At 50.0% G+C, this 25,564-nt stretch carries 22 protein-coding genes, 3 tRNA genes and 1 pseudogene; 16 read left to right on the forward strand and 10 right to left on the reverse strand.

The features are described 5' to 3' along the window. The first annotated feature begins 99 nt into the window (after positions 1–99). From speE to B0B12_RS03445, 3 genes are all read left to right on the forward strand, one after another. Positions 100–1,431: a polyamine aminopropyltransferase gene (gene speE / locus B0B12_RS03435; protein WP_076666077.1), complete on the forward strand. Its 1,332-nt coding sequence runs from the start codon at positions 100–102 to the stop codon at positions 1,429–1,431. After that, positions 1,400–2,491: an agmatinase family protein gene (locus B0B12_RS03440; RefSeq protein WP_076666078.1), complete on the forward strand. Its 1,092-nt coding sequence runs from the start codon at positions 1,400–1,402 to the stop codon at positions 2,489–2,491. The genes speE and B0B12_RS03440 overlap by 32 nt, the downstream gene beginning before the upstream one ends. Before the next feature lie 71 nt (positions 2,492–2,562). After that, positions 2,563–2,895, forward strand: coding sequence for a phage holin family protein (locus B0B12_RS03445; protein ID WP_076666079.1), 333 nt, complete (start codon positions 2,563–2,565; stop codon positions 2,893–2,895). 71 nt (positions 2,896–2,966) lie between these two features. Here B0B12_RS03445 and B0B12_RS03450 read toward each other — a convergent pair whose 3' ends face one another. After that, a complete protein-coding gene (locus B0B12_RS03450) occupies positions 2,967–3,299 on the reverse strand; it encodes a four-helix bundle copper-binding protein (RefSeq protein ID WP_076666080.1) in 333 nt (110 codons plus the stop codon). Positions 3,300–3,467: 168 nt separating this feature from the next. Here B0B12_RS03450 and recQ point away from each other — a divergent pair, with 168 nt between their 5' ends. Further along, positions 3,468–5,603, forward strand: coding sequence for a DNA helicase RecQ (gene recQ, locus B0B12_RS03455; RefSeq protein ID WP_076666081.1), 2,136 nt, complete (start codon positions 3,468–3,470; stop codon positions 5,601–5,603). Positions 5,604–5,685: 82 nt separating this feature from the next. On the opposite strand, the gene B0B12_RS03460 is transcribed toward recQ, so the two are convergent. Beyond that, positions 5,686–7,212, reverse strand: coding sequence for a S8 family serine peptidase (locus tag B0B12_RS03460; protein ID WP_076666082.1), 1,527 nt, complete (start codon positions 7,210–7,212; stop codon positions 5,686–5,688). A 525-nt stretch (positions 7,213–7,737) separates the two neighbouring features. Here B0B12_RS03460 and B0B12_RS03465 point away from each other — a divergent pair. Further along, positions 7,738–8,514 carry an XRE family transcriptional regulator gene (locus B0B12_RS03465; RefSeq protein WP_076666083.1) on the forward strand — a complete coding sequence of 259 codons (777 nt, stop codon included), beginning with the start codon at positions 7,738–7,740 and terminating at the stop codon, positions 8,512–8,514. Positions 8,515–8,657: 143 nt separating this feature from the next. Continuing rightward, a complete protein-coding gene (locus B0B12_RS03470; protein WP_076666084.1) occupies positions 8,658–9,377 on the forward strand; it encodes a pirin family protein in 720 nt (239 codons plus the stop codon). A gap of 66 nt (positions 9,378–9,443) precedes the next feature. Here the strand turns inward: B0B12_RS03470 and B0B12_RS03475 are convergent, their stop codons facing one another. The 4 genes from B0B12_RS03475 to B0B12_RS20740 are packed head-to-tail and all read right to left on the reverse strand — an operon-like array spanning position 9,444 to position 12,014. Next, the gene (locus B0B12_RS03475) at positions 9,444–10,775 is read right to left on the reverse strand and encodes a DNA recombination protein RmuC (RefSeq protein ID WP_076666085.1); all 1,332 of its coding nucleotides are present in this window, start codon (positions 10,773–10,775) and stop codon (positions 9,444–9,446) included. A 55-nt stretch (positions 10,776–10,830) separates the two neighbouring features. Further along, on the reverse strand, positions 10,831–11,502 hold the full coding sequence (locus B0B12_RS03480) for an HD domain-containing protein (protein ID WP_076666086.1): 672 nt from the start codon (positions 11,500–11,502) through the stop codon (positions 10,831–10,833). Positions 11,503–11,559: 57 nt separating this feature from the next. Next, a complete protein-coding gene (locus B0B12_RS20735; protein WP_342039359.1) occupies positions 11,560–11,814 on the reverse strand; it encodes a hypothetical protein in 255 nt (84 codons plus the stop codon). Continuing rightward, entirely contained in the window at positions 11,805–12,014 is a 210-nt protein-coding gene (locus tag B0B12_RS20740; RefSeq protein WP_342039360.1) for a hypothetical protein, read from the reverse strand. Before B0B12_RS20740 ends, B0B12_RS20735 begins: the two co-directional genes overlap by 10 nt. A gap of 157 nt (positions 12,015–12,171) precedes the next feature. On the opposite strand from B0B12_RS20740, the gene B0B12_RS03490 reads away from it, so the two are divergent. The 3 genes and pseudogenes from B0B12_RS03490 to gmd all read left to right on the forward strand — a co-directional run bounded on the left by B0B12_RS03490 (position 12,172) and on the right by gmd (position 15,376). Further along, entirely contained in the window at positions 12,172–12,999 is an 828-nt protein-coding gene (locus B0B12_RS03490; protein WP_076666087.1) for a DUF481 domain-containing protein, read from the forward strand. A gap of 244 nt (positions 13,000–13,243) precedes the next feature. Beyond that, positions 13,244–14,206 (forward strand): annotated as a pseudogene (gene fcl, locus B0B12_RS03495) (GDP-L-fucose synthase); the annotation flags it as partial. Between the two features lie 57 nt (positions 14,207–14,263). Further along, positions 14,264–15,376 carry a GDP-mannose 4,6-dehydratase gene (gene gmd, locus B0B12_RS03500; protein ID WP_076666089.1) on the forward strand — a complete coding sequence of 371 codons (1,113 nt, stop codon included), beginning with the start codon at positions 14,264–14,266 and terminating at the stop codon, positions 15,374–15,376. A gap of 626 nt (positions 15,377–16,002) precedes the next feature. On the opposite strand, the gene B0B12_RS03505 is transcribed toward gmd, so the two are convergent. The 3 genes from B0B12_RS03505 to B0B12_RS03515 all read right to left on the reverse strand — a co-directional run bounded on the left by B0B12_RS03505 (position 16,003) and on the right by B0B12_RS03515 (position 16,345). Then, positions 16,003–16,076, reverse strand: a tRNA-Asp gene (locus tag B0B12_RS03505). A 58-nt stretch (positions 16,077–16,134) separates the two neighbouring features. Continuing rightward, a tRNA-Asp gene (locus B0B12_RS03510) sits at positions 16,135–16,208 on the reverse strand. Between the two features lie 63 nt (positions 16,209–16,271). Continuing rightward, positions 16,272–16,345, reverse strand: a tRNA-Asp gene (locus tag B0B12_RS03515). Positions 16,346–16,568: 223 nt separating this feature from the next. Between B0B12_RS03515 and B0B12_RS03520 the strand changes: the two genes are divergently transcribed. From B0B12_RS03520 to B0B12_RS03545, 6 genes are all read left to right on the forward strand, one after another. Continuing rightward, the gene (locus B0B12_RS03520) at positions 16,569–17,519 is read left to right on the forward strand and encodes an acetyl-CoA carboxylase carboxyltransferase subunit alpha (RefSeq protein WP_076666090.1); all 951 of its coding nucleotides are present in this window, start codon (positions 16,569–16,571) and stop codon (positions 17,517–17,519) included. 249 nt (positions 17,520–17,768) lie between these two features. Further along, the gene (locus B0B12_RS03525) at positions 17,769–18,611 is read left to right on the forward strand and encodes an MBL fold metallo-hydrolase (protein ID WP_076666091.1); all 843 of its coding nucleotides are present in this window, start codon (positions 17,769–17,771) and stop codon (positions 18,609–18,611) included. Next, positions 18,611–19,375, forward strand: coding sequence for a patatin-like phospholipase family protein (locus tag B0B12_RS03530; protein WP_076666092.1), 765 nt, complete (start codon positions 18,611–18,613; stop codon positions 19,373–19,375). Before B0B12_RS03525 ends, B0B12_RS03530 begins: the two co-directional genes overlap by 1 nt. A gap of 123 nt (positions 19,376–19,498) precedes the next feature. Then, positions 19,499–20,149 (forward strand): hypothetical protein, encoded by a 651-nt coding sequence (locus tag B0B12_RS03535; protein ID WP_076666093.1) that lies wholly within the window; start codon positions 19,499–19,501, stop codon positions 20,147–20,149. Between the two features lie 92 nt (positions 20,150–20,241). Further along, positions 20,242–20,793: a 1-acyl-sn-glycerol-3-phosphate acyltransferase gene (locus tag B0B12_RS03540; protein ID WP_076666094.1), complete on the forward strand. Its 552-nt coding sequence runs from the start codon at positions 20,242–20,244 to the stop codon at positions 20,791–20,793. A gap of 32 nt (positions 20,794–20,825) precedes the next feature. Then, the gene (locus tag B0B12_RS03545) at positions 20,826–21,173 is read left to right on the forward strand and encodes an MmcQ/YjbR family DNA-binding protein (RefSeq protein ID WP_076666095.1); all 348 of its coding nucleotides are present in this window, start codon (positions 20,826–20,828) and stop codon (positions 21,171–21,173) included. A gap of 127 nt (positions 21,174–21,300) precedes the next feature. Here B0B12_RS03545 and smc read toward each other — a convergent pair whose 3' ends face one another. Next, on the reverse strand, positions 21,301–24,843 hold the full coding sequence (gene smc / locus B0B12_RS03550; RefSeq protein WP_076666096.1) for a chromosome segregation protein SMC: 3,543 nt from the start codon (positions 24,841–24,843) through the stop codon (positions 21,301–21,303). Between the two features lie 141 nt (positions 24,844–24,984). Here smc and B0B12_RS03555 point away from each other — a divergent pair, with 141 nt between their 5' ends. After that, on the forward strand, positions 24,985–25,563 hold the full coding sequence (locus B0B12_RS03555) for a hypothetical protein (RefSeq protein WP_076666097.1): 579 nt from the start codon (positions 24,985–24,987) through the stop codon (positions 25,561–25,563). Position 25,564: the final 1 nt, after the last annotated feature.

Below are 25,564 nucleotides of genomic sequence, written 5' to 3' on the forward strand. Positions count from 1 at the left end.
GAGCCAGGTCCGATGAAGTCAATGAACAGGTGCTTTTGATTATAGCATCAGTTTTCGTTTTTTTGCGTTTTTATTTTCAAGAAACCGTTAAGTCAATTAATGAACGCTTTAGGAAGACACATTTTAGTTGAGTTTTACGATTGCTCTCCTGAACTGATGAACGATGTGATCCACATCGAAAACAGCATGGTAGCCGCCGCCGAGACGGCCGGGGCTACTGTCATCAACAGTACGTTCCATCACTTTTCGCCTTACGGCGTGTCCGGAGTGGTGGTGATCCAGGAAAGCCATCTGGCCATCCATACCTGGCCTGAGTATGGCTATGCAGCCGTAGATTTGTTTACCTGTGGCGACTCCGTTGACCCGTGGGTTTCTTACCTCTATCTCAAAGAGGCCTTTCAGTCAGGACACGGCTCTTCGATGGAGCTTCGCCGTGGGCAGTTGAGTCTCCTGAAACGCAACGACTTTAACCTGGAGACGCTGCGTGATGCTACTGCCAAAACAATTGAAACGAATGGCGCTATCACGCGAGATGTATGGTTCACCGAGCGCGACGAGAATATTGCCTTGTCATTGAAGCACACAGGCAATCAGCTTTACAAGAAGGATTCTGAATACCAGAGAGTAGAGGTATACGAAACGCTTGCCTACGGCAACATGCTGACATTGGACGGCATGGTAATGTGCACCCAGAAAGATGAGTACGTGTACCATGAAATGATTACCCATGTGCCCATGTTCAGCAACCGCGCGGCAAAACGTGCATTGGTGATTGGAGGAGGTGACGGCGGCACGGTGCGCGAATTGTTGCGCCACGAGCAACTGGAGGAAGTTACGCTGGTGGAGATTGACGAACTAGTGATCGAGGCTTGCAAGCTCCATCTGCCTGAAACGGCTGTGTCGTTCGAAAACCCGCGTCTGAACCTGCTGATTGAGGATGGCATCAAATACATTAAAGAGTGTGCCGACGAGCATTACGACCTGATCATTGTTGACTCTGCTGATCCGGTTGGCCCAGGTGAAGGCTTGTTTACGGCAGCCTTTTACAAAGAAGTGTACCGTTGCCTGACCAAAGACGGTGTGATGATCACGCAGAGCGAATCACCACGCTTCAACTCGGCCGTGTTCGTGGAGATTTACGACACTTACAAAAAGATATTTGGGCAGGATAAGGTATACTGCTACCTGGCAGCTATACCTACGTACCCGACCGGTACATGGAGTTTCTCGTATTCAGCTAAAGGAAATGCCAGTCCTTTGCAATTCGATGCGGAAGCAGCGGCAGCTTTCTCTAAAAAAGAAAGTCTCAAGTATTATAATGAAGCAGTGCATTCGGCTGCCTTTGCGCTTCCTAACTTTGTGCGGGAGCTATTAAACACAAAACCTGAACATGTAACTGATGAGTACTCAGCAGAACCAATCAACCAATAGTAAACAGCAGAAAATCGCAACATTCGACCCGAACGGGGTGGGCGACGTGAACGGCGGCCTTTTCGGTTTGCCTTTTACGATAGAAGAATCAGAGGTCGTGCTGATACCTGTGCCCTGGGAGGTAACGGTTTCGTACAGCGCTGGCACGGCGGCTGGTCCGCAAGCCATCAAAGAGGCTTCCCCGCAGCTCGACCTGTTTGATCCCGCCATTAAAGATGCCTGGAAACTAGGTATAGCAATGGAGGAGATTTCTGAAGAGTGGGCAGCCGTAAGCGAAAACCTTCGCCAACGGGCCGAGAACTACATCAACTGGCTGGAGGATGGTAGTCCGGAAACCGATAGGGCGGAGTTTGAGAACCTGCCGGAAGAAGTAACTGAAAAAGGTGAGGAGTTACTGCACTGGCTGAAGGCAAAGGCAAACCACTACCTGGACCAGGGCAAACTGGTTGGCGTAGTGGGCGGCGACCACAGCACCCCACTCGGACTGATGCACGCCCTGGCAGAGCGCCACGAGGAGTACGGCATTCTGCAGGTCGATGCGCATGCGGATCTGCGCGATGCCTATGAAGGCTTTAAGTACTCTCATGCTTCCATCATGTTCAACGCGCTGCAACTGCCACAGGTCAAAAAACTGGTGCAGGTAGGTATACGCGACATCTGTCAGGCAGAAGACGAACTGGCCAACCAATCGAATGGACGTGTGGCGATTTTCTACGACAGCGTGCTGAAGGAGAATATGTACGAAGGCGACAGCTGGAAGAAAGAGTGTAAGAAGATCATCGCCCAGCTGCCCCAGAAGGTATACATCAGCTTCGACATCGACGGCCTGGACCCGAAGTTATGCCCAGCAACGGGTACACCAGTGCCCGGGGGACTTGAGTTTGAGGAAGCCGTATACCTGATCAAAGCACTTGTGCGCTCTGGCCGTGAGATCATCGGTTTTGACCTGTGCGAAGTAGCGCCGGGAGACAGCGAGTGGAATGGCAATGTGGGTGCTCGCCTACTCTACAAGCTATGCAACTGGATGGCTGTTTCGCAAAATAGACTGGAAGCACAATAGGCTTACCTTTATTCCCGCTTTGCCGTATAGCGTGGTAAGTATAAAATACGATCACTATATATTGAAAAGAAATGGGAATTATAATTAAGATTCTGCTGTCCGGTGTGGCTGCACTGCTGGCAGCCTACATATTGCCTGGGGTACAGATCGATGGGTTTGTTTCAGCCTTGATTCTGGCCATTGTGCTGGCTTTGCTCAACCTCATCGTCCGCCCCATACTGGTCATCCTGACCATACCGGTCACGGTACTGACGCTCGGTTTGTTTTTGCTCGTGATCAACGCCCTGATCATCCTGATGGCCGAATACCTGATACCAGGTTTCCAGGTGGATGGCTTTTTATGGGCGCTCATCTTCAGCCTGGTGCTATCGCTCATCGAAGCAGTGCTGGATGCGATTTTTTAAACATCGATCAAAGCAAAACAGAAAAGCCTCTGATAATTTCAGAGGCTTTTCTGTTTTCTATACCTGCTCTTTTAGCGGGCCATCCAGGCTTCACAGGCATCCGCGCATTCACGGCAGGCTTCAGCGCATTTCTGGCAGTGGTCATGATCGTGTTTTCCGCACTCATCTGCGCACAGGCGGCAGATCTCGATACACTCTTTCATCACGTGCTTTGCATGGGCCGAATCCCGGGCTACAAAACGGGCGGTCAGGGCGCAGATATCGGCGCAGTCACGGTCGAGCATGATGCAACGGACCATCATTTTTACGTCGTCTTCCTGCAGACAGGCAGTGGCGCATGTTTCGCAGGCGGTGATGCATTTGATCAGCACATGTTCTAAATCGTTTGTTCTTTCAGATTTCATAGTTTTCAGGTTTAATGGTTGCTACTCCTTTAAAGTACGGGTGTGTAGGGGCATTGTTGGTTAATATGAAACCTATACCTGAAACAGGAACCAAATTCACGCTGATAATGGTTAACTTTGGGTTTAGGACAGCAATTCCATTTCGCATCGTTACACTTTCTACAAGGCATGAGTTTAGGTATAAGAGAAGCACGTGAGGCATTAAAACTGTATTTTGGCTATGAGCAGTTCAGGCCCATGCAGGAACAGATCATCACGAATATTCTAAACAAGAAAGACGTGCTCGTGCTCATGCCGACTGGGGGCGGAAAATCTGTCTGCTACCAGGTGCCAGCCGTAGTTATGCCGGGTCTGTGCGTGGTGGTGTCACCGCTGATTGCCCTGATGAAAGACCAGGTAGAGGCACTCCTGGCAAACGGTATACCTGCCGCCTTTCTGAACAGCTCACAAACGGCCGATGAACAGTACAAGATTGAGGAAAGATGCCTGGCTGGGAACATCAAACTATTGTATGTTTCGCCTGAAAAGCTACTTTCCGCGGGCTTTTTCTCTTTCCTGAAAAGATTGCAGGTGTCGCTTTTCGCTGTAGATGAAGCGCACTGTATTTCGTCCTGGGGGCATGACTTCCGACCTGAGTATACCCAGTTGCGCGCCCTCAAGCAGCAGTTCCCGGCTATACCTGTGGTAGCGCTTACTGCCACGGCCGACAAGCTAACGCAAAAAGATATACAGGAGCAGCTTCAACTTCGCCAGCCCGAGGTGTTCGTTGCCTCCTTCGACCGGCCCAATATCAACCTGACGGTACTGCCTGGGCAAAACCGTTTCAATAAGATAACAGATTTTCTGTCACGTAGACCCGGCCAGCCCGGTATTATCTACTGCCTGAGCCGCAAGGCTACCGAAAGCCTCGCGGGTAAGCTGCGTGAGAATGGATTCAATGCCACTTTCTACCATGCCGGTATGTCTGCCCAGCAGCGATCAAAAGCACAGGAGGATTTCCTGCGCGACGATGTGCAGATTGTTTGCGCTACCATCGCTTTTGGTATGGGCATTGATAAATCGAACGTGCGCTGGGTGATCCATTACAACCTGCCCAAGAATGTGGAAGGCTACTACCAGGAAATCGGCCGTGCCGGGCGCGACGGAGCCAAATCTGATGCACTGCTGTTTTACAGTTTCGCCGATGTAATGAACCTGCGCTCAATGCTGTCGGAAAATGACAAGGCGCAGAACGAACTACAACTCGTTAAACTGGAGCGGATGCAGCAGTTTGCCGAGGCTACTTTCTGCAGGAGGCGTATTCTGCTGCAGTACTTCGGTGAGCGCATGAGCAAAGACTGCGGAAACTGTGATATCTGCAGGAATCCACCCAGCCGCTTCGACGGGACCCTGATCGCCCAGAAAGCCTTGTCGGCCATAGCGCGCTCGCAGGAAAAACTGAACATGAGCCTGCTGGTAGATGTGCTGCGCGGCTCCCGCAATAGTCAGGTAATGGCTGGTGGGTACGACCGCATCAAAACCTACGGAGCAGGGCGCGATATCGGCACCCTGGACTGGCACCGTTATCTGCATCAGATGCTCAACGCAGGGCTGGTGGAACTGGCCTACGATCAGAATTATACTTTAAAATTGACCGAGCAAAGCAAGCAGGTCCTTTTTGAAGGTCGCAAGATTGAATTGGTGAAGTTTGAGGAGTCTAAACAGCAATCCGAAGCGCTACAAAGAGAAAAGCCGAAACGTGAGTTGATCAAGGATGCTTTGTTTGAGCGTCTCCGTGCTTTGCGTAAGCGTCTGGCCGATGAGCAGAACGTGCCGCCCTATGTCGTGTTCACAGACAGCACGCTGCAGGAAATGGCGGCGGAGAAACCGTCTAACCGTATCGCGATGCTGGCCATCAGTGGGGTGGGAGCTCAGAAGTTTGAGCGCTATGGGCATGATTTCATAAACGAGATCATCGCTTTTATGACGGAAGAGCAGGCAAAAGGGAGCGCCATTAAAGGGGCGACGCACCTGGTAACCTGGGAGGCCTACCAACAAGGCCTTAGTCCCGAAGAAATAGCCAGACGCCGCAATCTGAATCCCGTTACCATTTATTCGCACCTTGCCACTTTGCTAGAGCAGGGTTACGAGGTGCCTGTACACGATTTTGTGTCGAAACGAGAATACGAGTCAATAGTAGAGGCAATAGAGCGGCTCGGTACGGATGCAAAGCTGAAGGATTTGTTTGAACACCTGGAAGAACGCTACGAGTACTTCAAGATCCGACTGTCGGTGGCCATGTACAAGATGCAGTACGCCTGGTAGTCTTATACCTGTAAGCTCTTATAAAATAAAGAAGGCCGCTCTTTTAAGGGCGGCCTTCTTTAGTATTATTGAGGTATAGCAATTACTCAACTGAAGCAATCGGATCCGGCCAGCTGTCTTTGTCGCCGTTCACGATGCCCTGCGAGAAAACTTCACCACGAAGCAACAGGATGCCAGCTACGTGAGGGGCTGCAAGCGAAGTACCGCTTCCGGCGCTGCCGATGCCACCGCCAATGCGTGTGGAAGTTACGCTCACACCAGGAGCCGTGAAATCAACCGGTGCGCCGTAGTTGGAGCTTGACCAAAAGTTTTGGTAACGGTCCATAGCCGATACAGTGTAAACACCGGTCGCATTCACGCGGGCAGGAGAGTTTACAGAGCAGTCAGTTGCGCTGTTACCAGCTGCGATAGCAAAGAGAATGCCTTTGCCAGCCGCTGTAGTCACGGCATTGTCCAGCGTGCTGGAGATACCGGCGCCTAGGCTCATATTCACCACGTCGCCAGGTTTGCCCATGTTGATCACATAGTTCACGGCACTAATGGCGCGAGAAACAGTACCATAGCCAGTGTTGTCGAATACACGGAGGGCCACAATGGTTGCATTGGCTGCCACACCCACCATGCCGCTGCCATTGTTTTTGGCGGCAATGATACCAGCTACATTGGTGCCGTGACCGAACCCGTCTTCGATAGAGGCATCACCATAAATAAGCGATACGCTGCGCTGGAAGTCCACATTCAGATCAGGGTGATCTGTATCAACACCTGAGTCGATAACCCATACGGTTTTGCCTGTGCCGTCACCGTAGCCGTTCATGGCAATGTGCCAAGGCAGCGTCTCACCTGCAAGCGGTGTTATTTTGGTATAAGGGCTCGTCGTAGGCTGCTCCGGCTGCGGCTCAGGGCTAGGCTCTGTAGGAATTGGTTCAGTCGGTGCAGGTTCGGTTGGCGCTGGCTCTACCGGGGCTGGTTCAGTCGGGGCTGGTTCAGTAGGCGTGGGCTCTGTTGGTGTCGGTTCGGTAGGAGTAGGTTCAGTTGGGGTAGGCTCAGTTGGGTTTTTCTTGCCATTGCCGTTCCCAGTGTTGCCTTTCACAGTGTCATCCTTGGTTTTACCGTTCCCTTTAGTAGTGGTTTCGTCCTTGGTTTTGCCACTGTTTCCCTTGGTTGTGCTATTGTCGTTGCTTGGTTTTGCAAGCATGATGATGCGGTCTTGCTCCACGTAGGCCACTTCGGGGTTTTTGCGCAATTGCTCCAACTGATTTTTGGTTAGTCGGGCGGCAAAACCATTTACATTTCCTTCAAAAGTTTGTTTGATAGCTTCAGGTTCTATACCTGATGCAAGCAGCATGCGTTCGCGTAAGGCTACAGTAGCAGCACGTCCGGCCATGGTCATAGCGCTCACACCGGTTGCTCCTAAATTGTTCGAGCCGTTCTTAAACACCACAATATACTGGTCAGGTATAGCCTGTCCGTGCTGTGCGTTTACTTGAACAGTGTCTGTTCTGAACTGCTCCTCCATAAAGTCCTCTTTCTGACAGCTGGATAGTGTAACAATGGATGCCAGCGCTAAACCTGACAACGCCTTGAATAGTGTAGAATTGTTCATCATATAAGTTTGGTTGGATTGGGTAAATAATTGAATTAAATTTTCACTAAGCCCCGTAACAGTACGAATTTTTAAAAAGTTTAAGACTTGGTGAAAATTGTAAAATATTTATTCTGGTAGCTGAATTATAAGGATAAGAAATCCCGGTCCACATTTTAAAATGTGGATTCTCAAAGGTGTTACTCCAAAATGAAGTAGAGTAAGATAGGTTTTATTAGTAGATTTTTACCATATAATACGTGTTTTGTGGTTATTTTCACGAAAGATAATTGTATTAAAAGAAATATTGCAAGTATTTATGCAATAAAATTTCGTTTGCACTTTTTGATGCTGATGTATAATGAATTAAGATCACTATCTATTACTAAAATTGCACTATAAGGTTGAGTATAGTTTTTTATAAATATAACTAAAATTTTAAACAAATATTTGCTAATAAAATTAGTATTATACGTATAGTTTTAGTAAGTTTACATGGCGGTACTAAGGTGTACCCTTTTGATTTGAGAACGCTAAGAAGTTAGAATAGTGGAAAAAGTTACATCGAACATAAGGCACCTCCGCAAGCATGCCGGTTATACCCAGGCACAGCTTGCTGAAAAGTTAGAAATCAAGCGTTCGTTGGTGGGAGCGTATGAAGAAGGAAGGGCAGAGCCTAAGTTGAGTACGTTGGTCAATGTTGCCCGCCTTTTCGAGGTTTCACTGGATGAACTCATCACAGCCGATCTGTCTGACCCGAATTATAAACCAGAACCAGGCCAGACAAATGATGGCAAACTGCGCGTGTTGGCCATTACGGTAGATCAGGAGGACAAAGAAAATATTGAGCTCGTACCATACAAAGCTAGTGCCGGTTATCTCAATGGATATGCCGACCCGGAGTTCATCGAGGAGCTCCCTCGCTTTCGCTTGCCTACCTTGGGCAGCGGCGGCACCTACCGGGCTTTCGAAATCAGTGGGGACTCCATGCTACCTTTGGCTTCAGGTACTGTCATAGTCGGGCGCTACGTGGAGGACTGGAGTGCACTGAAAGACGGTACCCCTTGCATTATCGTGAGCGGCAAAGAGGGCGTTGTGTTTAAGCGGGTATATAATAAAGTGAAAGAGGCTGCTACGCTGCGTCTGCATTCTGACAATCCGCTTTATGTTCCTTACGAACTTCCGATTGATGACGTCGTGGAGATATGGGAAGCCAAATCTTATATCAGTTCTACCTTCCCGATCGCAGATATTTCGCTTGACAAGCTATCTTCTATTGTGTTGGATCTCCAGAAGGAGATGCTCAAGTTGAAGAAGGCAGAGTAAGCCACGCAGTCAGCTATAGCAAAACATAACAGCGCATCCTGCCTCTCACGGGGCAGGATGCGCTGTTTTTGCCCTGTTTTAGACCGCTTGCTAACTACAAACGGCATTATCCGTAAAGGCATAGCATAAAACAAAAGCGCGATATGATACGATTAATTACCGATTCACAACGATACGAGGCAAAATTGGAGGGAGGACTGCGTTCCCACTACCTTTTCTCCTTCGCAGATTATTACGATCCGGAGAACATGGAATTCGGGCCATTGCGTGTCTTCAATGACGATTATATCGGTCCGCGGTCTGGCTTTCCTTCGCATCCGCATTCTGAAATGGAGATCGTGACCATCGTGCTGTCAGGCGAGCTAACCCATAAGGACAACATTGGGAACGAAACGACGGTAACGCCGGGACAGGTACAGCGCATGACCACAGGCACAGGCGTGACCCATTCGGAGACGAATGAGACGGACGAGGAAATTCATTTGCTGCAACTCTGGTTTTTGCCGAACAAGCGCGGGCTGGCTCCTTCATACGAAGTGATGGACACCGGATTTCTGAAAGCAAAAGACGAGCTTATACCTTTGGTGACAGGCCAGAAGGTGTTGGAAGATGTGGCCTATATCAACTCCAACTCCACGGTATATTATGGTAGCGTGACGCAGGGCGAGGAAGTGCCTTTTCGGACGTTTAAGCTCCGCAGAACCCTGATCTACGTGCTGACAGGCAGTGTGCTGGTGAACAACGTAGAAGCTGACGAACAGGATCAGATCAGGTTGGATGACCAGGAAGTTGTTGGAATCAAAGGCACGGCGGATGCCACCTTTATCCTGGTGGATGTTCCGGCTGTGGAGGCAAATTACTAGAGTCTATAACCGAAGGGAAAAGCAGTTCGTGGGGTTTCTGAAAGCCCCACGCACTGCTTTTCTTTTTTATTCGACCTCATCTCCTGGGGTAGCGATGGCTTCTTGCAGGAGGTGTTCATCCAATTGCTTGCTGGTTTTAGCGCCCAACTCCCGTAGTATCTCCACTTTACGGATCAGGTTGCCCTTGCCGTCTGTCAGTTTGTTCATGGCCCCGTTATACGCAGTCTGGCTCTGCTCCAGATGGCGGCCAACGGTTTTTAGGTCTTCCACAAAGCCCACAAACTTATCATAAAGCCTGCCGCTTTCCTCTGCAATTCGGAGTACGTTTCTTTTCTGGTCTTCCTGACGCCACACGCCGGCAACGGTGCGCAGGGTCGCCAGCAGGGTAGAGGTAGTCACCAGCACAATGTTTTTGTCGAAGGCATCGGTGAATATATTTTGGTCGTGCTGGAGGGCGAGGTTAAAAGCCGGCTCAATGGGAATGTACATCAGCACAAAATCCGGGGAATTGATACCGCTCAGGCGGTGGTAGTTCTTGCGCCCCAAATCATTAAAGTGTGTCCTGATGGAGGTGATGTGGCTGCGTAGGTAGGTTTCTAACTGTCCATCGTCTTCGCAACTGCAATAGGCTTCGTAGGCTACAAGCGACAGCTTCGAATCAATGACCAGATGTTTGGAATCCGGCAGGCGCACGATCACATCGGGGCGGTATACCTGCTTCTCATCGTTTTGGCGTACCTCTTCGCGCTCGTAATGCACGCCCTTGCGTAATCCCGATTTTTCAAGCAGGCTCTCCAGTAAATATTCTCCCCAGTTGCCCTGCGTTTTACTTTCGCCTTTCAGGGCTTTGGTCAGGTTCAACGCATCCTGACTCATTTGCTGGTTCAGGGCTGACAGTTGCGTGATCTGCTCTTTCAGCGAGATGCTGTCCTTGAGTGTTTTCTCGTAGGTCTGATCTACTTTGGCCTCAAACTCGCGAATGCGTTCTTTGAGAGGAGACAGGATGCGCTCCAGGTTTTCGGAGGAAGCTTTGTTGAAGTGCTCAGCATTCGTCATGAGTACCTGGTTGGAAATATGCTGGAACTGCTGTAAGAATTTTTCGCGCAGTTGCTCTAGTTCTTCGGCCTGCTCGTGCATGCGTTCGCGCAGGTGCTCGTAGTCGGCCTCGGTCTTGGTCAGGGCATTGGTTAGCTCCATGGTTTCGGTCTGGGCATCACGCAGTTGACTTTTCAGGCCTTCCGCCTCCTGCGACAGGTGTCGGGCCTGGCCTTCGAGCACACCCTGCGCCACTACGGCCTGGTTAAACTTCTCCTGCAAGGCGCTTATTTTACCCTTCATGGCCAGATAGGCCACCACAAGCCCTACCAGAAATGCCGCTATACCTACCATTATCTCCATACAGTAAAGGTATGTTTTTTTAGCAATTCAAACCAGATGCTAACCGTTTTAGTTTTCAGGAATCTTCCAGCTGCTCTGTCGCATTCCATTCAGCATAGAACTGCTCCAGAAAACTCTCCATATACCGGTGCCGTTTTTCGGCCATGGCCCGGGCGGTTGAGGTGTGCATGCGGTCTTTCAGGAGCAGCAGCTTTTCGTAGAAGTGATTGATGGTAGGTGCCGTACTCGCTTTGTAAGCGGTAAAATCTTCATGCAACACAGGTGCTATACCCGGATTATACAGCTCTCTTCCCTTATGACCACCATAGGCGAAGGTGCGGGCAATGCCGATGGCGCCAATGGCATCAAGGCGATCTGCGTCCTGCACTATGCGGCCTTCTAAGGTAGGCATGGCAGAGGAGGTGCCGGCACCTTTGTATGATAGTCCACTTACGATGTCACAAACCGAAGTAATAAGCTCCTCGTCGAGTAGCTGTTCTTCCAGCCACTCCCGCACAAGGCGTGGCCCCACGGTTTCGTCACCGTTATGAAATTTGTGGTCTCCGATGTCGTGTAGCAGGGCGGCCAGCTCCACCATAAAGGTATCGGCACCCTGCTCCTGCGAGGCAATGTAGAGGGCGTTTTTCCAGACCCGGAAAATGTGCCACCAGTCGTGGCCGGAGCCTTCTCCCTCCAGTTGCGATTTTACATAGGCTGCTGTTTTGTCGATAATGGCTTGTTGCTGCATGAGATCAGGTATATTCCTCAAAACTGCGAAATATCCTGCAAAGCCACAAAGCCCTTTCTATACCTTTATACCAACCAAAGCTTCGGCTCCTATACCTTGTGACAAAGGCAGCTTAACCAATTCCAGCTCGAGCAGATCTGCCCAGGTGTTCAGGTATAGGACCACATCGTCGCGCTGGTTGTGTCGGAGGTAGCGCTTGTTCGGGGGAAGCGCCTTGATCACCTTGGCATCCGACAGCCGTTCCAGGTGCGCCAGGTCGTCTTTGGACAATCCCCAAGCAATCATCTGGTCAATGATCTCGTCTAAAGGCAATCCACTCTGAGGGCAGTAGTCGCGCAGCTGTTCGCTCCAGTCGCCCCGTGGATGTGTCCTTTGTCGAGTTGGGTGATGGTTTGGGCCAGGTGACCGCAGTTGCAGCTGCCCATGTGGCCCCACTGGTAAATGGCGCCCTTTGCCAGTCGGTCGGCCGTTTGACGTATGGCCGCCACCAGTTGCGCTGAACTTCTTGCCATAAGCTTACTCTTTTAAAGGTGAATGTTTTAAAGCGTATAAACCCCTCTCTATTAAAACGTCAACGAGTCTAAATGTTATGAAAACAAGCCTTATTTTCATACCTCCCCCAGGCTTTATACCTTTGCAGGTATACCTGCTCACTGTTAAGCTTACCACATGCGTGCCATACCTGTCATCATTTTTCTGCAGTTTATCCTGATTCTGTTTGCCGCTCCAGGTGCCGATGCCCAGATACTCAACATTGAGCGGTCCAGAGTCGAGCGAGACACAGCCAATTTTGTGACAGGCAAGGCCGGGTTGAACTTTTCGATGTTCAACCGCAATGCAGGCCGAAACAACCCCAACAACTTCCTGCAGCTGACCTTCAACGGCGATCTGGCTTATATTTCCAGGCAGCATACCTACCTCTTCCTCAACTATTACAACTACCTGTTGGTGAACTACGACTCTCGGGAGCTGCGCAACACGGTGGCCAGCAATGGCTATTCTCATTTCAGAGTCAATCTGCTGAGCCGGCGCAAGATGTCTTATGAGTTGTTTACGCAGTACCAGACAGACATGGCACGAGGCCTCGAGCGGCGTATTTTGACGGGGGGAGGTCTGCGCTGGTTGCTGTATCGCACCGAAAATACCTCTTGGTTTGCAGGCACGGGCCTGATGCACGAGCACGAAAGCTGGAAAGATCCCGAGCAGGAGGGCGTGACACAAGTATCGGATCTGCTGAAATCCTCCAACTACATCAGTCTGCGCTCCAAGCTGTCAGAGCATGTGGAGACAAATAACATAGCCTATTTCCAGACAGGCTATGATCGGGACATCAGTCGGTACCGCAACCGCATCAGCGGCGATCTTGGCCTGACGGTGAAACTGATCGGTCGTGTGTCCATGCGTACAAATTTCAACTTCACTTACGAAGACAGACCGATCGTACCTGTGACGCGCTTCATCTACGCTATTACGAATGGACTGCAGGTTGATTTTTAGGCTGATGCGTGTTCCCGTAACAACCAATACAGCATTTGCACTGCTCGCTAGGGGATTTATATCAAAAAAATTTAATATAATTTGCACTGAGCCGAACAATGCGGCCAACTTTGGCGTAAGCTGCGTCATAGGATATGTTACAGGCACGTACCTGGCCTGCATCTAAGCAAATATCCTAAGACCGGAACGCTCAATCCTGGTATTCAACGTTTAATTAAATAAAGCTAATTCCGGTGCGCTACAGAAGCGCATATTTTGCACTATATTATCGATGGAAAAAACTTCTAAAATTTACATTGCAGGCCACCGGGGCATGGTGGGCTCTGCCATCCTGCGCCAACTTGAGGCCAACGGCCATACCAACATCATCACCCGCACCTCTTCTGAGCTGGACCTGCGCAACCAAGAGGCCGTGCAGGAGTTCTTTGAGACAGAAAAGCCGGACTATGTTTTCCTGGCCGCCGCCAAAGTGGGAGGGATTCATGCCAACAACACCTTCCGCGCCGAGTTCCTCTACGACAACCTGATGATCGAGGCCAATATCATCCATGCCGCGCATTTGTCGGGCGTGAAAAAGCTGATGTTCCTGGGCTCTTCCTGCATCTATCCGAAGATGGCTCCGCAGCCGCTAAAAGAAGAGTATTTGCTGACAGGCCCATTGGAGCCGACGAACGAGCCTTATGCCATCGCCAAGATTGCCGGCATCAAGCTCTGCGAATCCTACCGCGACCAGTACGGCAGCAACTTCATCAGCGTGATGCCAACCAACCTTTATGGCTACAACGACAACTACGATCTGCAGAACTCACACGTGCTGCCGGCCCTTATCCGAAAAATACACGAGGCGAAAGACAACGGCGCGCCCACTGTTACCGTATGGGGTACGGGCAGCCCGAAACGCGAGTTCCTTTTCGCGGATGACCTAGCAGCTGCCTGCGTATACCTGATGGATAATTATGACGGCCGCGAGCTGGTGAACATCGGCACAGGCGAGGATGTCTCGATCAAAGAGCTGGCCCTGCTTATTAAGGACGTAATTGGTTACGAGGGAGAGTTGGAATTCGACACTTCCAAACCGGACGGCACGCCGCGCAAGCTGATGGACGTGAGCAAACTGCATAGCCTTGGTTTCAAACACAAAATTGAACTGCGCGAAGGTATAGCACTGGCTTATGCCGATTTCAAAGAAAAATACGTGACAGCCTAGTCACAAATTATACTAGACCAAATAAAAAAACAGAATTATATTAAAGAAGTATATCACATGAAGACAGCCCTTATCACTGGCGTTACCGGACAGGACGGCGCATACTTAGCAGAGCTTTTACTGAGTAAAGGATATAAAGTGCACGGCGTGAAGCGCCGCAGCTCGATGTTCAACACCGAGCGCATCGACCACCTCTACCAGGACCCGCACGAGAAGAACATCAACTTCAAGCTCCACTACGGCGACCTGACAGACTCGACCAACCTGATCCGCATCATCCAGGAGACGCAGCCCGACGAGATCTACAACCTGGCCGCCATGAGCCACGTGAAGGTGAGCTTCGACACGCCTGAGTACACGGCCAACGCCGACGGACTGGGCACGCTCCGCATCCTGGAGGCCATCCGCATCCTGGGCTTAACAAAGAAAACAAAGGTATACCAGGCTTCCACTTCTGAGCTATACGGCCTGGTGCAGGCAGTGCCGCAGACGGAGACGACACCGTTCTACCCGCGCTCGCCTTACGCAGTGGCCAAACTGTATGCTTACTGGATCACGGTGAACTACCGCGAGGCTTACGGCATGTTCGCTTGCAACGGTATCCTCTTCAACCACGAGTCGCCGCTCAGAGGCGAGACCTTCGTGACCAGAAAGATCACCCGCGCCGCCGCCCGTATTGCTTTGGGTCTGCAGGACGGCCTATACCTGGGTAACCTGGACGCCAAGCGCGACTGGGGCCACGCCAAAGACTACGTAGAGGCCATGTGGCGCATTCTGCAGCAGGACGAGCCGGAGGACTTCGTGATTGCCACGGGAGTGACCACGACGGTGCGCGACTTTGTGCGCATGGCCTTTGCCCACGTGGGTATCGAGCTGGAGTTCAAGGGCGAGGGCGTTGAAGAGAAGGGCTACGTAGTGGCCTGCAACAACCCGGAGTACCAGGTAGAGATCGGCAAAGAAGTGGTGTGCGTGGATCCGAACTATTTCCGTCCGACAGAGGTGGAATTGCTGATTGGCGATGCGACCAAATCGAAAGAGAAGCTGGGCTGGACGCCGAAGTACGACCTGCAGGCGCTCGTGACTGACATGATGCAGAACGACATCGAACTCTTCAAGCGCGATACTTACCTAATGGAAGGCGGTCACCGCATCCTCAACTACCACGAGTAATTAGCTATACCTTAGATATAGCTCATATAGAAACGGCAGTCTCACTTTGATGAGGCTGCCGTTTCTGCATATAGGTTGTTCGTGGCGTAGGCTTTCGAAAAACAAATAAATATATACCTTCTACCTGCATAATCGTAATCTGTACTTCAGTATGAGTTCAGATCTCGCCTTTTATTAATCATGTATACCTGTGCACGATTAACATCCCCCTGCCCCCTTCTTTGTCGAGGGCCCCTACCCCCAAGGGGGACTTTTGGCCACTACCAGCTCACTAGTATAAGCTTTGTTGTCCCAGACCACTGGCAGGTATTGCAAGACTATATTGTATGCTAACTACAAAGCAAATAATGTTGCCAGGTGCACTTCTCGACACTCCACAGTTGGGGGTGAAGGGGTCCCCCTGTCAAGAGCGTTCAGCGAGTAGGGGTAGGGGCCCTCGACAAAGGAGCGTCTTGACTTTTTTGCTTCCTTTTTGTATCAAGACAAAAGAAGTGCCCGCCGCACAGGCGAAGCTATAGTACAAATCAACTTGGGTATAGCTAACCGGAAGCTACGCTAGGGATAGGGTAGGAGAGATGAGAGCGTTATAAACGCAAAAAGCTCTTACTTTCGCAAGAGCTTTTATGCGGTCTGGACGGGACTCGAACCCGCGACCTCCGCCGTGACAGGGCGGCATTCTAACCAACTGAACTACCAGACCAATACTTTCAAAAAGTCAGAGTCATCTACTCTGAAAGATAAACCGCAGTTTAATGCTGCGGTCCGGACGGGACTCGAACCCGCGACCTCCGCCGTGACAGGGCGGCATTCTAACCAACTGAACTACCGGACCAAAATCTTCGATATCGCAGAGCCTGTTGCTCATGCTTTTGTAAAACCGCAGGGTTTTAAGCTGCGGTCTGGACGGGACTCGAACCCGCGACCTCCGCCGTGACAGGGCGGCATTCTAACCAACTGAACTACCAGACCAAACTGTTTTCCTCAACGCTATCCGTTAAAGTGTCACAAATGTAGAGGGTAAAATTTGATTCTGCAAGAGCATTGCTATATTTTGCCTCTATATTTTTAGCCTGAAACCGTAAGTCGCTCAAAACCAAATATTCTTTTTTTGTAATGCATGATAATTTTTGAATAATCGCTATTCCATATTCTGAAACTGTTAAATTTGTGGTTCAATCAGCAATGAGGATTTATGCTTTTGGATTTTGAACAACCTATAGCGGCCCTGGAGGGCAAACTGCAGGAAATGAAAAAACTGGCCAGCGAAAGCCAGGTAGACGTTTCCGAGGCAGTAAAAGCGCTTGAAGAGAAGATAAAGACGCTTAAGAAAGAGACCTACGCCAACCTCACCCGTTGGCAGCGCGTGCAGCTCTCGCGCCATCCCGACAGACCCTATACCTTAGACTATATTGCAGGCATCACCTCTAAGTTTGTAGAACTGCACGGCGACCGCACCGTGAGCGACGATAAAGCCATGGTGGGTGGTTTTGGTGACATAGACGGTCGTAGCGTGATGTTCATCGGGCAGCAGAAAGGCCGTAATACCAAGCAGCGTCAGATGCGCAACTTCGGCATGGCCAACCCGGAAGGTTACCGCAAAGCACTCCGTTTAATGAAAATGGCCGAGAAGTTTGGCCGTCCCATTGTGACCTTCATTGATACGCCGGGCGCTTTCCCGGGACTGGAAGCGGAGGAGCGTGGTCAGGGCGAGGCGATTGCCCGCAACCTGAAGGAAATGTTCATGCTAAAAGTACCCGTTATCTGTATCATCATCGGAGAGGGTGCTTCGGGTGGTGCTTTAGGCATAGCCATCGGTGACCGCGTGATGATGCTTGAGAACACGTGGTACTCCGTTATTTCGCCTGAATCTTGCTCGTCTATCTTGTGGCGCAGCTGGAACTACAAAGAGCAGGCTGCCGAGGCCTTGAAACTAACGGCCACTGACATGCTGCAGCACAAGCTGATTGACGGCATTATCAAAGAACCACTTGGCGGTGCCCATACTGAGCCGGACAAAATGATGCGTACACTCAAAAAGGAGATTTGCAAAATGCTGGATGAACTGGAGGCAGTTGATACCGAAGACCGCATCATGCAGCGCATCGAGAAATTCTCTGCCATGGGGGTAGTGCAGGAAAGCTAAGAATGTTGAAAGTTAAAAAGTTTGAAAGGTAGAAAGTTACTGGTCTAGCAGTCTATTTTTTTCAAATTTCATTTCTTCAAAGATATAAGAGGTGGTGAGGCGTTTTGCTTGACCACCTCTTATCGTTTTGTTACCTTTAGTCCCTAGGCGAATCAGGTATATGGAGACGAACTTAAGTGCGTATACAGGCACGAGTAAACTACTTTCCATACCTTTCTGCCTTACCAACTTCTAAACTCTCTAACTCAAATGACGCTACACGTTATTGATACCGGATTCTTTAAATTAGATGGAGGCGCCATGTTTGGCGTAGTACCTAAGTCGCTTTGGCAACGAACAAATCCGGCAGATGAAAATAATTTGTGTACCTGGGCGATGCGCTGCCTGCTGATCGAAGACGGCGACCGGCTTATTCTGATCGACAATGGCATCGGCGATAAGCAGGACGCCAAGTTCTTCAGTCACTACTACCTGCATGGTGAGGCCACCCTTGCCAAATCCCTGCACGCTGCCGGCTTTTCGCACCAAGATGTGACGGATGTTTTTCTCTCACATCTTCACTTCGATCATTGTGGCGGAGGCGTAAGGTATAAGAACAGCGATGGAGACCTTGAGCTTGTTTTCCCGAACGCTACCTACTGGTCCAATGCCGACCACTGGAAATGGGCGACTGAGCCCAATGCCCGTGAAAAAGCATCGTTTCTGAAAGAGAACATTTTGCCCATGCAGGAGAGCGGTCACCTCCAGTTTGTTGATCCTTCCAAACCGTCACCTTTCTCTCAGTTTGACATCTTTTATGCCGACGGCCACACTGATAAGATGATGGTGCCGATCATTCCCTACAAAGGACGCAAAGTAGCCTTCATGGCCGACCTGTTGCCATCTACCGGCCACATACCATTGCCCTACGTGATGGGCTACGACACGCGCCCCCTTCTCACGATGGACGAAAAAGCAAGGTTCCTGAATATGGCGGCTGATGAGAACCTTGTGCTATACCTGGAGCATGATGCGGTGAATGAATGCTGCACGGTACAACGCACCGAGAAGGGTATTCGGCTTGATGCGACCTTCTCACTCAGCGAAATCTAATGAAAAAGGTCGGGCTGGCACTATCCGGTGGGGCTGCCAGGGGAATTGCTCATTTGGGAGTGCTCAAAGCCTTTGATGAAATAGGTATAAAGCCTGCCATCCTCTCGGGGGTGAGTTCCGGAGCCATCGTGGCGGTCTTTTATGCGGCAGGCTATAGCCCGGACGACATTCTGCGGCTAATTAAGGAGCTGCGCATTTACCGCGTGATGCGACTGGCCATTGGACAGGTGGGCATCCTTCACCTCGACGAGGTGGAGAAACTCTATTTCCGTTACCTGGGAGAGGGAGCTACCTTCGAGGATCTAGATATTCCAGTAATCATTGGAACGACCGATATGCATGCGGGCGCTACCGTCAACTTTTCGAGCGGTGAGCTGATCAAACCACTCATTGCCTCATCTGCGGTTCCTATTCTGTACCGACCGGTGCAATACCAGGGTATGTTGTTAAACGATGGAGGGCTGCTCGATAATCTTCCGACACAGGCCCTTGCAGGAAAATGCGATGTCAAAATTGGCGTGCACAGCAACCCGATCAATCATGAGGCGCGGATCACCAGCCTGCGAAGCATGGTAGAACGTACAGCGCACCTGGCCATCAATAACAATGTGCAGCTTCGCCGTCATCTCTCAGATTTTTTTATTGAACCCCCTCAACTGAAATATTACAGACTCATGAGTTTTAGCAAGGCAGATGAACTTTTTAACATAGGTTTTAACTACACAATGAGCCTAAAAAGTGAGCTGTTCGAATTGACTAAATAAGGTTGGCATATTTTGATGAAAATATTTTCTTTGTCTGATATTATTTTCTAATATTATACGAGAAAATACAATCCAATTTTAAACATTGCCCGTACATACCTTCATATTCAACCGAACTCTACCATGCTACAACGTTCACTCACCTTTATTGTAGCCCTTTTCTTCATTTCTTTTCTTTCTGTTAGGGCACAGGAAAATGAAAGCTCGCTTATCAGAGCTAAAATTAAACATGGCTCCCTACTGCTGGGCGGCAATTTTCAAGGGAGTTACCAGGTGACTTCGAGCGAACTAAACAGCACAGGCCAGAAAGTTGACGGACGGCGCATTGATTTTAACCTGCGCAGCAAGAATGGATATTTTATTCGTGAAGACTTCGCTGTTGGTCTTGACCTGAGCGTGCTGCACCAGAGTAATAAGCTAGATAACACGTCGGACAGAGTGAGCGAGGCACGCCGTGAGACATTTGTCATGGCCGGCCCATTCCTCCGTTATTACATGCTGAACGGCGTATTCGGGGAACTGACCATGCTCGCAGGTCTTCATAATTTCAATGATGTTAATCAAAAGTATAAAGCGCTGGAAGGTGGTATAGGCCTGGGTTATGCTTTATTCCTCAACAAGCAGTTCTCCTTAGAACCGGTTTTCTCATTGCGCTATTTCCGGAAAGTAGACCGGGATGGAAGGGCCTATAGCGAGTTTGGCCCCATGTTTGGCTTTGGTTTGCAGGCTTATTTGCTCCGCCAAAAATCGCACGTTATCAAACGGGCTCTCTAGAATTCGATTTTAACAGAGAATACACTATATTTGAAATGCTAATCCATACGCCCTCATCGGGTAGTGGATTAGCATTTTTTATAGCCTTTTATATGTTAGCAAAAGCGATCTCTAAACTTATCTTCAAAATTGCAGGCTGGAAATTAAACGGTAATCTGGCTCCGGACCAAAGGCGCTGTGTCATGGTAGCCGCCCCGCACACCAGCAACTGGGATTTTATTTTCGCCCGTGCCGCCTTTTACATGATGGAAGCCCCCATCCGGTTCACGATAAAGAAGGAATTCATGCGATTTCCATTTGGGGGACTTCTTAAAGCCATGGGTGCCCTGCCTGTTGACCGATCAAAAAACACCCGCATGGTGGATGCCATGATCAAGATCATAAAGGAAACACCTGGTGATATGTGCGTGCTCGTAACACCAGAGGGTACCCGCAAGTACCAGCCACGTTGGCGACTGGGTTTTTATCATGTGGCCATTGGCGCCGGCGTGCCCATCGTGCTTGGCTACGTGGACTATGCGAAAAAGGAGGCAGGTATAGGACCTTCCATTTACCCGACAGGCGATGTGGAGGCAGATCTGGAAAAAATCAAGGCTTTCTATCGCACCAAACAAGGTAAATTCCCGGAGAACGGTGTGAGGTAATACTTTAAGCTTTTAACGTTTTTGATCTTCAGATGCATATAGAAAAACTAAGAGCCTACTGCCTGAGCCTGCAAGGGGTAACAGAGGATGTGAAATGGGGAAACGACCTCTGCTTCCTGATTGGCGGCAAAATGTTCTGCGTAACGAATCTGGAAGGTGACTCAAGTGTGTCTTTCAAGGTTTCCGATGCTGAGTACGATGAACTTTCCGTTTCAGCAGGTATAATCCCCGCACCCTACATGGCTCGTAACAAATGGGTGCAGGTACAATCCTGGGACAGGCTCACAGAGCAGGAGTGGGAAACTTATGTTAAGCAGTCTTATGAACTCATTAAATCAAAACTCACGAAGAAACTGCAAAAAGAGATAGAGGCGTTATAGGTATAGGAAAAAAACACCTATACATGGATTTTATGTTACAGTATACTAATATTTACCTGTTTCTGCAAAACAAAAGAGGAGCCGCTCGTTTAGAGCGGCTCCTCTTTTATTCAGGTATAGTCAATGCCTATGCGATCTGTCTTAGATCTACAGGTATCACTCTGGATATACCAGCTTCGATCATGGTGATGCCGTACATCACGTCCGTTGAGGCCATCGTGCGCTTGTTGTGCGTTACCACAATGAACTGCGACTCATTCGAGAACGTGCGGATGATGTTGTTGAACTTATCGATGTTGGCATCGTCCAGCGGCGCGTCCACCTCGTCAAAGATACAGAATGGCGCAGGCTTGAGCAGATAGATAGCGAATAGGAGGGAGATGGCCGTCAAGGTCTTCTCACCACCCGACAGCTGGTTGATAGTCAGCGGTCGCTTGCCTTTTGGCTGGGCCATGATTTCGATGCGCGACTCCAGCGGGTTTTTCGGATCTGTGAGCACGAGATCGCAGTTGTCCTCTTCCGTAAACAGGCTGCGGAATACGCGGATAAAGTTCTGCTTAATCTCGTTGAACGAGGATAAGAACTTCTCCTTGGCCACCGTGTCAATTTCGTTGATGGTATCGATCAAGGCATTTTTGGCGTTCACCAAGTCGTCACGCTGCTCGGTTATAAAACGGTTGCGCTCTTCAATCTCGGTATAGGCTTCGGCCGCCATGGCATTCACCGGACCCATTTTATCAAGCGTTGTTCTGATCTCGCTGATGTTCTTGTTAAGTTCTTCGTTGCTTAGCTCAAACAGCCCATCGCGCTCCATCTCAGGTATAGGTTGCTCTAATTCTTCGGTCGCAATATTGAATTCCGCGCCCAAGCGCTCCTGTACTGACACGAGTTTGATGCGCGTATCGTTGATAGTTTGCTGCATGCGCATCAAGAGTTCGTCCGCATTCTGGCGCTTGCGCTGCAGTTCCCGGATGGTCTTGTCTTTTTCATCCAGTTCGCCACGCAGACTAAAGTATTTCTTCTCGGCAGCGTCCAGTTCATAGCCAAATTCGCGGCGGGCTTCCACCATGGTCTGTACCAGCGCCTCGTTCTCTTCAATAAAATCTGTCGCCTCTACGGTTTCCTCCTCTGACTTCTGCAGTTCCTGGCGCAGACCGGCTATACGCTCCTGATTGGTCTCCACTGTCTTCTGCTTGTAGCTGATCTCCTGCTGAAGGGAGCCAAAGCGGTTTTTCAGTTGATGAAACTGAATGTTCTCCTGGTTGTACATGCTGGAGATCACCGTAATCTGCTCCTGTTGCTGGTTTATTTTTGAGTTGAGAACAGCCAGTTGCTCTTCCAGCTGCTTCAGCGCTTGCATGTCTTCCTCGGCCTGTGGCGATACCTGCTGGCTCTGAACGTACAAGTCGTCGAGGCGCTGCTGTAGTTCCTGTTGCTTCTGATCGAAGTTCCGGCGGTTCTGCTGGTGCTGCTCGTTTTTAATGCGAATGGTTAAGAGATCCTGCTGTAGCTTAGACACCTCCTTTTCGAGTAGTTTGATCGTTTCCTTTTGCGATTCGCTGCGGTAGTTGAGAAGAATTTGCTGCTGGGCGTTGATACGACTCTGCATCAGTTCTACCTCCTGCTGCAGTTGTTCCAGCTCTTCGGCCAGTTGCTCCAGGTTTTGCTTACGTCCCAGACGGCTTCCGTCAAACAACCCGACTGAGCCACCGGAGAGGCTGAGAGGTTTCTTAATGGCTGAGCCATCCTTCAAAATGATGGTGCGGTAGTCTTCCGCCGAAAAGTCTTCTTCGGTCTCGTCACTGATGTATACATTGCGCAGCATGTACTTGAGCAGGCTGCTGTATTGCTTCTCGGCCTTTACCACCTCGAAGGCGGCTTTCAAATCCCCATCGCTAAAGGTAGCCGTTGGCTCCAGTTCTTCAATTTCAGATAGGATGATGAAGTTAGCACGTCCCTTGTTGTGCTGCTTGAGCAAAGCGATCGCATCCACGGCATCTTGCAACTCTTCCACTACAAAGAAGTTCATGTAAGGCTCGAGGTAGCTTTCGATAAGCGACTTATACTCAAGCTCACAAACAATAATGTCAGATAGGAGAGGAGCGGGTTTACTCCAGTCGTCTGACTGCGCCAGGAACTTGATCGCCTCCGGAAAACCTTCCATGTTCTCGACCAGCGATTTGGTCAGGTTGTATTGGTTTTGACGGGCGTCACGTTTGCGGTTCAGCGCTACCAATTGCTCTTTCAGCCCCTCTATATCGGCCTCTGTTTTCTCGATGTTCTGCAGCAGCGACTCTTCTTTGGCTTGTAGGCTTACGAGTGAAGAGGTTTTTTCTTCTAGTTCAGCTTGTGCCTCCTGTAGTTGCTCCTGCAGAATGGCGGCATCTTCGTCGGCTGTCAGCTGCTGTTGTCGGAGCTGCTCCAGGTCCTGCGTCAGGTTGTGGATCTGTACCTGGCTGATCTCGAGGGATTTGTTCAGCTGAAATACAGCGTTCTGTTTGCTGCGCTGCTCCTGCGACAACTCCTGAAAGGCTTCCTGCAGACTGAGCTTCTGCTCATTTGCTTCCTGCAATTGTTCTTTCAGGGCATTCACCTGCTCTTCGGCACCCGCAAAACTATCCTGCACCTGCATCAGTTCATCGCGCAGCTCCACAATGCTTTCCTGGGTATGCTCCAGGTTGGCCGTGTCCTGACTGATTTGCTGGCGAAGCTGCGTCATACGTTCTTTCAGGAAATTGCTGCGCTCAGATTTCAGTTTGATATCATTTTCCAGCTGGCGCAGTTTGGCTGTCTGTACCTGCATGGTTTTCTGCATCTCGGCCAGTTGCTCCTGCGTCTGGTTCAGTTCTGCTTTCTGGTCAGCAATAGCGTCTTCAGCTTCTGTTACGGCCAGCACGTAGCCTTCCTTCAATTCCGTTTCGCGCTGTACATCCTGCTCAAAGCGCTCTAGCGTTTGCTGGTACTGGTTGATGTTACGTCTTGCGAATTCAAGGCTGAATTTCTTATAGTCATCCTTTAGCTGGAAGTACTTAATGGCCTGTTTTGCCTGACGTTCCAGCGTCTTCATGTTCTTACCGATCTCAAAAAGCACGTCTTCCACGCGCTCCAGGTCAGCGTCGGTTTCTTCCAGTTTTTTGAGCGTCTGCTTTTTACGAACTCGGAACTTGGATATACCGGCAGCCTCTTCAAAGAGCAGACGACGGGAGTTTTCCTTGTCGTTCAGGATCTCGTCTACCATCTTCAGCTCAATGATGGCGTAGCTGTCTGATCCTATACCTGTGTCGAGGAAGAGTTCGTTGATATCTTTCAAGCGGCAGGTCACGCCGTTGAGCATGTACTCGCTGTCGCCGTTTCGGTAGTACTTGCGCGTAACGGTTACCTGGGAGTACTCGGTCGGGAGGATGCCCTTGTTGTTGTCGAAGGTGATGGACACTTCCGCCATCTGCACCGGCTTGCGGGTTTTGGATCCGTTAAAAATTACGTTCTCCATTTTGTCGGAGCGCAAGTTGCGTGTCCGTTGCTCTCCCAATACCCAGCGTATGGCATCCACGATGTTGGACTTGCCGCAGCCGTTCGGGCCGACGATACCTGTAATTCCTTCATCAAAATTAATGACGACACGGTCGCCAAAGCTCTTGAATCCTTTAATCTCTAATCTTGATACTTGCATTCGCGTCAGCGGAAACTATTCAAACCAAACTCAAAAATAAGACTAATTTGTTTACCATATCATAGGGAGACAGTATAAATATGCGGGAGGGATAGAGGCAGAATACATTTATTCTGCTATATTTGATTAGAGACCGAGAGCATGGAAGATTTTAAACTGATTCTGTACGTTCTGGCCATCGTGGCCTATTTCATCTACAACGCCTGGCGCAAAGCTTTCAAGACACCGGATGAGAATGGACGCCCCGATACACCAACGCAGGAGCGACCGCAGCGTGAGCGCCCAGCACGCGATATTCCGAATCAGGAACGTTCAGCACCACGGCCTATACCTGCCGCTCCTTCCCAACCCAGACAGGCGAGACCGGCAGTACCGGCCACATCTTTTGAAGACATTCTGCGGGAAATGCAGAGCAAAATGGAACGCGCTAACGAGCAGCACAAAGCGCCGGTGGAGAAACCAAAGCCTGTTCTGCAGCCTATTACGCAACCTGTAGCCAAAACGGAACCCAGAAGAACACTTTCGCTGGAAGACCCCGAACAGGCACGCGCTTACGAGTTACAAAGAAGGGAGCGTTTGGCCACGGCTGAAGCCTCGCGCCAGACGAAGATGCAGAGCAGGAAGACTGCGCCAAACCAATATGCGGAATTGCTTCAAAACCCGGCAACCATCCGCCAGGCTTTCATCATGTCGGAGATTTTTAACCGGAAGCAGTACTAGC

Origin of the sequence: Pontibacter indicus (genome assembly GCF_900156345.1) — a bacterium.
In the GTDB taxonomy this organism is placed as follows: Bacteria; Bacteroidota; Bacteroidia; order Cytophagales; family Hymenobacteraceae; genus Pontibacter; species Pontibacter indicus.